The organism is Microcystis sp. M083S1, from assembly GCF_020246405.1.
GTDB lineage: Bacteria > Cyanobacteriota > Cyanobacteriia > Cyanobacteriales > Microcystaceae > Microcystis > Microcystis aeruginosa_C.
The window spans coordinates 1-9,835 of the sequence record NZ_JADBTB010000063.1; the positions used below are offsets into that span (position 1 = coordinate 1).

General features: G+C 45.3%; 11 protein-coding genes and 1 pseudogene. 7 read left to right on the plus strand and 5 right to left on the minus strand.

What is annotated here, in order from left to right:
• The first annotated feature begins 50 nt into the window (after positions 1-50).
• Positions 51-728: an IS1 family transposase gene (locus tag IM450_RS05750; RefSeq protein ID WP_287671481.1), complete on the plus strand. Its 678-nt coding sequence runs from the start codon at positions 51-53 to the stop codon at positions 726-728.
• On the opposite strand, the gene IM450_RS05755 is transcribed toward IM450_RS05750, so the two are convergent.
• From IM450_RS05755 to IM450_RS05765, 3 genes are read right to left on the minus strand one after another with little or no spacing between them, the layout of a single operon-like run.
• The gene (locus IM450_RS05755; protein ID WP_287671462.1) at positions 725-1,387 is read right to left on the minus strand and encodes a CRISPR-associated endonuclease Cas3''; all 663 of its coding nucleotides are present in this window, start codon (positions 1,385-1,387) and stop codon (positions 725-727) included. The two genes, IM450_RS05750 and IM450_RS05755, sit on opposite strands and share 4 nt — an antisense overlap.
• Positions 1,377-2,036 (minus strand): type I-MYXAN CRISPR-associated protein Cas6/Cmx6, encoded by a 660-nt coding sequence (cas6, locus tag IM450_RS05760; RefSeq protein ID WP_287671465.1) that lies wholly within the window; start codon positions 2,034-2,036, stop codon positions 1,377-1,379. The genes IM450_RS05755 and cas6 overlap by 11 nt, the downstream gene beginning before the upstream one ends.
• A gap of 13 nt (positions 2,037-2,049) precedes the next feature.
• Positions 2,050-3,045: a helix-turn-helix transcriptional regulator gene (locus IM450_RS05765; RefSeq protein WP_287671469.1), complete on the minus strand. Its 996-nt coding sequence runs from the start codon at positions 3,043-3,045 to the stop codon at positions 2,050-2,052.
• 349 nt (positions 3,046-3,394) lie between these two features.
• Here IM450_RS05765 and IM450_RS05770 point away from each other — a divergent pair, with 349 nt between their 5' ends.
• The 3 genes from IM450_RS05770 (at position 3,395) to IM450_RS05780 (ending at position 5,434) form a co-directional block, all read left to right on the plus strand.
• Complete coding sequence (locus tag IM450_RS05770; protein ID WP_287671472.1) at positions 3,395-4,327, plus strand: ATP-binding protein; 933 nt, start codon at positions 3,395-3,397, stop codon at positions 4,325-4,327.
• Between the two features lie 78 nt (positions 4,328-4,405).
• The gene (locus tag IM450_RS05775; RefSeq protein ID WP_287671474.1) at positions 4,406-5,032 is read left to right on the plus strand and encodes a Uma2 family endonuclease; all 627 of its coding nucleotides are present in this window, start codon (positions 4,406-4,408) and stop codon (positions 5,030-5,032) included.
• 186 nt (positions 5,033-5,218) lie between these two features.
• Positions 5,219-5,434: a DUF4164 family protein gene (locus tag IM450_RS05780; RefSeq protein WP_071839468.1), complete on the plus strand. Its 216-nt coding sequence runs from the start codon at positions 5,219-5,221 to the stop codon at positions 5,432-5,434.
• 10 nt (positions 5,435-5,444) lie between these two features.
• Here the strand turns inward: IM450_RS05780 and IM450_RS05785 are convergent, their stop codons facing one another.
• Positions 5,445-5,807, minus strand: coding sequence for a hypothetical protein (locus IM450_RS05785; protein ID WP_002762526.1), 363 nt, complete (start codon positions 5,805-5,807; stop codon positions 5,445-5,447).
• 86 nt (positions 5,808-5,893) lie between these two features.
• Positions 5,894-6,190, minus strand: coding sequence for a hypothetical protein (locus IM450_RS05790; RefSeq protein WP_002762525.1), 297 nt, complete (start codon positions 6,188-6,190; stop codon positions 5,894-5,896).
• Positions 6,191-6,582: 392 nt separating this feature from the next.
• Here IM450_RS05790 and IM450_RS05795 point away from each other — a divergent pair, with 392 nt between their 5' ends.
• From IM450_RS05795 to IM450_RS05805, 3 genes and pseudogenes are all read left to right on the plus strand, one after another.
• Positions 6,583-7,638, plus strand: coding sequence for a metal-dependent hydrolase (locus IM450_RS05795; RefSeq protein ID WP_287709486.1), 1,056 nt, complete (start codon positions 6,583-6,585; stop codon positions 7,636-7,638).
• The gene (locus tag IM450_RS05800) at positions 7,628-8,722 is read left to right on the plus strand and encodes an ATP-binding protein (RefSeq protein ID WP_287671479.1); all 1,095 of its coding nucleotides are present in this window, start codon (positions 7,628-7,630) and stop codon (positions 8,720-8,722) included. Before IM450_RS05795 ends, IM450_RS05800 begins: the two co-directional genes overlap by 11 nt.
• Positions 8,715-9,835, plus strand: a pseudogene (locus tag IM450_RS05805) (hypothetical protein); the annotation flags it as partial. The gene IM450_RS05800 and the pseudogene IM450_RS05805, both read left to right, overlap by 8 nt.

Consider the following 9,835-nt stretch of genomic DNA (forward strand, 5'->3'; position numbering starts at 1 on the left):
CCCCTAGTTCACCTCCGTTCCCCTGTCCTAATTGTGGTTCTCACCATACGATCAAGAATGGTTCTATTCATAATGGAAAACCCAAACGTCAATGTAAAGAATGTGGTCGTCAGTTTGTGATCAATCCCACTAATAAAACCGTCTCTGACGAAACCAAACAATTAATTGATAAACTCTTGCTCGAACGAATTTCCTTACGAGGAATTGCTAGAGTAACAGGGGTAAGTTGGTCATGGTTACAAAATTATGTCAACAATAAACTGGCGGCTGTCCCCCGTCAAATAAAGGTTTCGGACAAACCAAAAGGTAAATTGGTTATAGAATGTGATGAAATGTGGTCTTTTGTTTTTTCTAAGACGATAAAGGTCTATATTTGGCTGGCAATTGATAGAAATACAAGAGAAATTATTGGTTGCTATTTAGGAGATAGGAGTCGTCAATCAGCCAAAAAACTTTGGGCTAGTTTACCAGGTGTTTACCGACAATGTGCAGTTGCTTACACAGACTTTTGGGAGTCATATAAGACAGTAATTCCCAGTAAACGTCATCGACCAGTCGGGAAAGAAACTGGTCAAACTAATCATATTGAAAGATTAAATAATACCTTTCGACAAAGGATTTCTCGGTTGGTGAGAGAGAGTCTATCTTTCTCTAAAAAAATGGAGAATCACGTTGGGGCTGTTTGGTATTTTATCCATGACTACAATGCACAACTGGCAAAGGATTAAGCCGCCATCACTACTACAGAATCACCACCCAATAATTGACGTTTAGACTTAATCTCGTTCACAGTCCATTCCCTAGAAGGTTTGACCGATAGCTTTAATTGCTTGGGTAAGCCTAATGCTTTGACTCCATGCTTGAGCATTCCCCGAAAATATTGCGGTTCAGTATAAAGATATAAGCGATCGCTTCCCGATCCATTACGAATTTCGCCAAGTTCATCATTAGGAGACTGTTTTCTAGAATCCCAACCTAGTTTTAAATGATGTCCTCCTGCCGCCACAAGTGCCGTAAGAAAATCAGCATTAGGACACTGCTGTAACCATTCTCGATATTCCCAAGCTAGGAGCATTGAGGCTAACTCATGACGGATTAACTGCGGATTTTCCCTAATATCTCGCTTACCTCTAACCATCATTTGAAAATGGTCATTGGCTTTACCCCAATCATGCAAATAAGCTGACAATCTAGCTGTGGCACGAAAACCTTCCCAGCTACATTTCAAATCAAATTGATTTATGATTCCTTGACCGATATTTTCCAGTAAAACTGTAACAGCATTGACCACATCTGCTGTATGTCCCACCAGTCCGTAAGAGCCTTTCCAATGACCTGAATCGAAAGACTTTGCTAATAAAATATTAGGGCATAATTTATTCTGCATAATTATCCTCCTTGACTGGATAGAACCACCCACACCCAAAATGCTTGCGTCCCCCTAATCCATGTCCTTGAAGTTTAAGAGAATCTTCGTTACTTAAGCCCTCAATAAATACTCCGTATCCTAAGACATTTTTATCTTTAATTCGGATACTTCTTAAAGCTAAGTCTCCCTGAGAATTACTGTTAATAAAGGCTTTTCCATGAATATTTTCTTGATCAAGAGCTTTTTGACAAGATTCAAGAAAATATAGGGGAGCTTCCTGAGTATTCCATTGTTGTAAATGGAAGATAACTAACCTTGCTTTGAGAAGACTACTAATTTCAGGTAGAGTTAAACGAGGTTGAACCAATCGGATTAAGTGACCTCTAATATCTAAAACCTGATTTTGAAGAAAGCGATACCATTGGGTCGCATCTTCGGCGGGACATCTTAACCGAAAACGAGAATATTTATTTAGATAAATCATACCACTTTTATTAGAAACCCCAGAAATACTGGAGAGCAAAACATCCGATGACAAATTATTATCATTTAATAAAGTTGGCTGTTGTTTATAACACAGATTTTTAATCGCAGAATATAGAGAAAAACCATGATCGGCGGGCAGAGTTTGTCCTCTTAAAGAAAATTGAATTTCCAGAAAATTCATATTTTGCTCCTTCTTAGCTTTCGGTTGTCGAAAGTTTGTAATGTTGACTCATTTCCTCAACTTCCCTCTTAATCAATTGAACTAATTCTTGTGGTTCTTTGACAATTGCTCCCTTGCCATAACCCAAAACCCATCGTTTAAGATCATTTAATCCCTCTACGACTAAATGTAAGGTTAATGAGCCATCGGGATGTTCGACTAACTTTTGAGAAGTATGCCAGCGTCTTTCTTTGATAAAAGGGGCAGAGGAAGGATTAAACCAGATTGTGACCGAAAATAATTTATCCCCTCCTTCGTTTTGAAATCGTTTTTCCAGATAAGCTTTAGCATTAAAACTAGAATCTTTCTCAAACGTCTCATCAAGTATCCTGAGATTCTTAATTCGATCGATACGAAAATCCCTTATCGCCTGTCGTTTATGGCAAAAACCGATTAAATACGGATTGCTACCGCGATAAATGTCCAAAAAATAGGGATCTACCACCCGATCTGATTCCTCATTGCGAGTCGCCGCATAATAGCGAATCCAAATCCGTCGGGAAGTATTGAAGGCATCTAGTAACTGCTGCCATATTTCGGGATTAAGATTGAGCATTTCAGCACCAGGACGAAAATAAATGCGCTCATCAGCTAACCTTTGCAAATTAATCCAAGTTTGCTCTGGTAATCGCTCCGATAAACGCTCGATCGAAGATCGCAATTCTTTTTCATAAGCACTTCCTGCATAGGACTCTAACATTTTTGCCCCCAGCGTCAGAGCAAATAATTCTCCTTGACTTAAGGAAATACTGGGCAAACGCCAATTAGGGTCGGTATAGTACCATCTTTTGGCCGATTGGTCGTACTCTAAAGGTGCAAAATATCTGTCCCTCAAAAAATGCAGGTCATTTCTGACGGTTCTTTCTTTGACTTCGAGATGCTCCGTTAAAATTCCCTGGGTAATTCGCTTGCCCGAACGCAGCAATTGGTCAATAGTCAATAGGCGCTCAAGACGGCGTGACATCGACATTTACTGACTCCTCAAATACTGGACAATCTGATCGTAAACAATGACCCCAGCAAAAAAGCTTCCCCCATTTTAAATTCAGCATTTTCATTGAGAAAATCTTTAAGAACACCGGTGGGTTAGGTGGTCATGGCTCTCGGCATCTCTGCAAGCTAACTGCAAGTCCTCTACCTTTAGGAGATAGATAGAGTAAATCCAGCAAAACCGTCAAGGTTTACCACCTATCTCTAGGATGCCACGAATGGCGGTCAATACTTCACTTTCTCTCACCAGAAGTAAAGTAGTACAGAGTTATCCCCTAGTAAAGATTGGGGGGAACTATAGTTAAGAAAGGGAACTGGGAATCGGAACGATGATCGAGCGACACAGAAGGAGATTGGCTAACGGGGAGGAGCGGGTCTATACCTACGGGGTTGGAGCGGACGGTGAGCGTCAGTCTTTGTCGATCCCTTCCGTTGATGGTTCCGTTTCAATCTCCTGCTATAGGGGAGCAGAAAAAGAGCGGGTGGTGGCCGCCCTACTAGCCAATGCCAGTTTGTTGGTGGTGGGGGAAGACGGAGCGGGGAAGACCTTTTTAGCGGAGCGGGTGATCGAGGACTTGTGGGGGCGGGGGTTTCCTGTGGCTGCCCCTGCCATCGGCACGGTCAAACAGATGCTTCTAGAAATCGCCGGGGATTTGGGGGTAGATACGGAGACGCTAGAGGGCAAACCGATGACGGCACAACAGTTACAGGAAACCATCGCCGAATGGTTGCAAAATAACGTCGCTTTTCTGGTCATGGACAATGGCCACAGGTTCCCCGTTTCCCTGCGTTGTTGGTTGGAAAAACTGCATTTACAGGGACAGCCGATATTATTATTAGCCACTTATCCCCCGGCCAGAGATATTTTTTTGAAGCTTCCCCGCATCGAATTGGAAGCCTTACCAGAAAGGGCGATCCGCGAAATTATGGAAGGGGAAGCAAACGATTTGGGATTGCGGGTGACACCGGGTAAACTGGCCGATTGGCAACAACGGGCGATCGGTAATCCGATGTTAGCGAAACGGGTGGTCAAGGAAGAATATTTAGGATTAGAGAGTAATAATTATGACCATACCCAGTGGATCGACGGTACTCCCCTACTAATTGCCGTTCTCATGGGTTTTATGATTCTCAGATTCTTGGGACTCGGTTTTAATAACACCAGTCTTTATCTGATCGGAGGGATACTGACCGTAGCGGTGGGAATGGTCAGGTTGATGATTTATTCCTTACCCGGACAGTCTAACCGTTTGGGACGCTGACTTCATCCTCCCTTAGTAGTTTGGTCTGTCACATATAGTTCCGCTAAACTGAAAGAGTTGAGCTTAATCAACTGACCTATGACCATTGCGATCGACCAACCAATAGAACAAAAGCAACTCAGCTTTGACGAGTTTCTCGCTCGTTACGGTGGCGATAATCGCTACGAACTCATCGATGGAGAGGTGTTCGATTTGGAACCGACGGGTTTGCATGAGGAAGTCGCAGCTTTCATTACCACAAAGGTCTGTGTCCAGATCGATAAAATAGATTTACCTTGGTTTGTTCTTCAACGGGGACTACTGCGTCCTTCCCACCTTAACATGACGGCATTTCGACCTGACGTTGCGGTTGTGGATCGAGATGAACTTAGCAAAGAACTACTTTGGTCTAACCAGTCGATTCTGACGCTGGGGAGTTCGATTAAATTTGTGGCGGAAGTTGTCAGTAGCAACTGGCAAAACGATTATGCCCGCAAAGTTGAAGATTACGCCGTTTTAGGCATTCCTGAATATTGGATTGCCGATTATGCGGGATTGGGCGGGACTCGACATATTGGTAAGCCCAAACAGCCCACTCTATCCATCTGTACGCTAGTGGATGGAGAATATGAAATTCAGCAGTTTCGAGGCAATCAGACTATAACTTCCACCATTTTCCCAGGGCTGAAATTAACGGCTGAACAAGTGTTGAGGGCTGGTGGATAAAAAGCCAGAGATTTATCGAAAAATTGGGTTTAAAGCCTGCCACTTTTAGGCTTTGTGTTAAACCAATTGATAAGCAGAAAATTAGATGTGTAGTCGTGATACATAATATTTAAAGGATTCTTATAAACAGTGACCTGATTAAACAGTTTTTTTATATACAGGACAATAGATTAAAGTCTATAATTTATACAGTATTCCCTAGAAGCTGTTCTCCGGGAAATCAAAGACAGCATTAAGGAAGTTAGCCAAAAAATCGATTCTCTTGAAAAAAGGATAGATGAGAGATTTGACAAGGTAGATGAGGGGTTTGACAAAATAGATGACCGGCTAACCAAGCTAGAGATAGGACAAGCCAAGCTGGCTGAGAAAGTCGAGGGCATGGATAAAAGGGTTAGGTGTTAGGTTTTAGGTGTTAGGGGTTGAATTTCGCTGAACGGATCAGCCAACCGATCACCCCGCCGGTAATGCCGCTAAGGATCGAACTGATAAAAGCGGTGATTACCACTACCCCGATCTGCTTCCAGTTTTTCAGTTCTCCTACTTTTTCGGCAAGATCGGCCGTTTTGTCGATCGAGGGTTTCCATGCTTCTAGACGGGCTTCGATCGAGGTGAGTCGCTTGTCGATATTTTCTGTCTTTCCATTCAGGGACTTTATATCTGACTTGATTTCTGATTGTCCATTTTCTAGGCTAGTTAATCGGGACTCGATCACCCTCATACTACTAACGATTAAATCTTCTAGCCTTTTTAGATCATTTTCGGTAACTGCTGTCATGAGGTAATCTCCTAGCTAATCTGTTTCAAATATGACTGACGGGCGTGCATTAGGTGAACGCAAAGCGCTCGCTACGCGAGACCGCTCTAATCTTCTCTCTGGGCGATCGCATATAGGGGAGCTAATTCAGTCCGAAGCGATGCGATCGCCGCGTTCATTTTGGCTTCGATCGCCGCGTCGATCTTTTCCTCGAAGTTGGGCAACTTGCTAGGGCTATCTCCGAAAAAGGTTTCGAGAATCTCTACTATGGCGGTTCCCATTGCCGGTTGAATGTTCCCGGCCTTATCTTTTCGAGTGATATTGTTTTGAGTGCAATACTTAGTAAGGCTGTCTTCTATATCTTTTGGGAGATAACAGGATACTGGTCTATTCTCAGTAGCCATGATTTTAATTGATTTAATACTAATACATTACCTTTTAAGTCTAACCCTGTAACCTACTAAGTACAAGACTGATTAGATAAACTAATGAGGATTAGTAAAATACCTGTAAAATACTAATTAATAGGTAGTTGACTTAGTAAGAGACTAGAAACATACTAAAGATATAAACCAAAAGCGACCGCTACCGACTACCAATCAGAAAAGCGATCGCCTATCATCGGCTATTAGTTGTCAGTTTACCTATTACCGATCACAGCCAAAAACCAACCTTTGCCGCTCGATAATTTAAGTTATCATTCACGACTACCACTTCCTAATTCAGAACTGATAAACTATAATTTATAATCTATAATTCACAATTTATAATTCATAATTTATAACTCATAATTTATATGATGAGCGTCACTCATATAGCCTTTTCGGTAGCTTTGACGAGTATAACGTTGGGAACCGCCAATCCGGAGATATTGGGCATAGCGGCGATGGCGGCCTTGTTGCCAGATATTGACACGGGCAAAAGCTCGATCGGAAGGCTCTTGTTTCCCGTCAGTGGTTGGCTAGAAAAGAGAACGGTTCACCGGGGCATAACCCACAGTTTTTTTGCGTCTGGTGTCGTCACCCTTGCGGCTTATCCCTTGGCCCTACTGGGTCATAGTCAACTCTGGTACGGTCTGATTCTCGGTTACTTTTTCGGCTGGTTTGCCGATGTTTTTACTAAGTCGGGAGTGCAGGCGTTTTATCCCGGTCGGGGAAGGATGATCATCCCCAGAAATCCTCGTTTGAGGTTGGCCACGGGCAGTAATGCCGAGTGGTTCCTGCTGTTTATTCTTGTGGTCGTCTCCATCCTGAGTATTTCTATCAACAGTGGTGGTGGTCTGATTCGCGGATTCAATCAGGCGTTGGGTTTGCCGTCGGGAGCGATCGAGACGGTGAACGAGGATGCTTCCCGTTATCTGTTGCGGGTTAGGGTTCAAGGGAGAAATGCCATTACCGAACAGCCGGTGGATGCTACCTACGAGGTAATCGAACCGTTGACCGTTAGCGATCTGCTGGTCAAGGACGAAGGGGGAACGGTGTACCGACTGGGTTCGAGTCAGGAATCTCAGATCATCGCCTCGCGCCTTCGCGTGGAAAGGGTCGCACCAGTCCAAGTAAAGATCGAAAATATCTTCTTGGAAGATGAGTATTTAGATAGGCTCGCTAATTTAACGGAACCCTTCGGCGTAGCTCAGGGTAACAGGGTATATTTAACGGGAACGCTGACCATTGCCGATGGTTCGGGTCTGAGTTTGCCCAGTCATGCCGACCGTTTCGATACTATTACCCTACAACCGGGTAACATCGCCTACGCCCGACTTACCGCCGCTAGTCCCCAGTATGCGATCGACAAGTTGGGAGAATACAGCGTTTCAGGTCATCTCATCGCTAGGATCATAAATGTTCAATAAACAGCAGAAACCACTACCCACCGCCGTTTTACAGGCCCCCAATTCCCCATCGGACGAATCATCGCCACCGTCCGGCATCCTCTTGGGGGATAACTGTTATTGGAATCCGGGTCATCTCCCCAACGGTCACATCGTCGCCATCGGTGCATCCGGTAGTGGCAAAACCCAGACCCTCAAAGCGATCGCCTATTCCCTCAGACAGACCTATCCCGATATTCAGTTATTTATCATCGATTTCCACGGCGATCAGGAGATTATCGGCGAAACTTGTTATCCCCTGCACATGGCCAGTTCTCACGGCATCAATCCCCTGATTGTCAACCTCGATGCTGAAGGGGGTGGTCCCCATCTACAGGCCATCGCCGTTACCACCACTCTAAAACGTTCTTTGCAGTTGGGACCAAATCAGGAAGGTTTACTGTTAGAAATATTGCAATTTTGTTACAACCGGCGGGGTATCAGCCAAGAACAACCGACGAGTTGGACAAGGGAAGCGCCCAATTTTACCGATTTGCAGCAGGAGATCGAGTCGCGGGTCGAGAGCGGCTGTAAGGAATCGCAAAAACTGAAACTGAAACTGATAGCCACCTTCACCTACGGTGTCTTCTGCCGTCCCCAACCCGACTTCACCGAGAAACATATCCGCATCGATCTCTCGAAATTACCGCCGGAGATCGGGGCGATCGCCGCCGAATCCTTGGCCTGGCAATTGATGAACCGACACCGTCTCTTGGGAGAAATAGAAGGGAAGTTACCCCGTACCTACCTATTCATCGATGAGGCTAAAGAATTGCGGAAAAGTCGGGCCTGTGACCGCATCATCGCTGACGGTCGTAAGTACGGGTTGGGTTTGGTGTTGGCATCCCAATCGGAACGACATCTCAGCGACGACGTGATCGGTAACTCCTCTACCAAAATCGTTCTGCCAGTGGACCAATCGGAAGTAAAACGGGTAGCCGCCAAATTCCGTTTCGCCGAGAAGAAAGTAGCCGAGTTAGTACCCTTGACCGCCCTATGTCGTTTCGGCAAACAGGCAGAAGTGACCAGCATCTTTCCCTATCACCGGAGGGTAAAAGATGGTTAGCACTCTTTCTAAGTCAAAACCCCACCAGCGACGCACTGAGACGGTTTTCACTATCCTCGACGGCGCACCAGCCGGTACGACCTACGAAGGTCTGATCTCGTTGGTACGGGAGAAAACGGGTAAGGGTTGTTCCCGTAAGCTGATTAGTCGCTGGAAACGCGAACGCACGGGAGAAACCGTCTCAGAAATGCCAACTGTCTTGGAAATTCCAACTGTCTCGGAAACCCCGACTGTCTTGGAAATTCCAACTGTCTTAGAAACGATCGCTCCTCAAAAAACACTCAGACAAAGTTCAGTGTTTACCCTGAGAGAAGCCGAAGGGCTTGCCCTGAAAGAAGCCGATACTTCCCCCATTGTCCCCATAATCGAGAAACACAGCGAGAAAACAAGCGAGAGTGTTGCCCTGAGAGAAGCCGATACTTCCCCCATTGTCCCGGAACCTTTCTATTCCCCCCGTCCTGATTTCTTTCGTTACCTGACCCTTGCCGTCGCCACCATCATCACCCTAGTCGGTTGCAGTTACACCACAGCCCAAAAAACCCCCAGCACCACCGTTACACCTGTTACACCTGTTACCCCTGTTACCCCTGTTACCATTCCCTCCTCTCCGAAAAAAACCCACTCCACCGTACCGAGAGAGATCAAAATCCGATTGACCCTTACCACCCCCGCAGATCTGCGGGTCAAACAGGGTTCTCGGATCGTTGCGGGTCAGATACTAAGCGATCGCATTACCGAGAGACAACGACTCCAAACCCAACGTCAACAGTTGGAACTCTCCCTAAAAAAGTTGCAGATTCCCCTCCCCGAACTCACCTTACCTTCACCACCCCCAACATTAAATAAACTTCCCCCCGTTTCCTACAGGCAAGAAATTGCTCATATTACCCTAAAAACGGGAGAATTACAACAGATAGAGACTAAAATCACTCAACAAAAACAGAAAATTTCTCAATTACTAGCCCTTCCCTCTGCCCCCCTTATCAAGGGGGGATTAAGGGGGGATCAAGCCCCCCTTATCAAGGGGGGATTAAGGGGGGATCAAGCCCCCCTTATCAAGGGGGGATTAAGGGGGGATCAAGCCCCCCTTATCAAGGGGGGATTAAGGGGGGA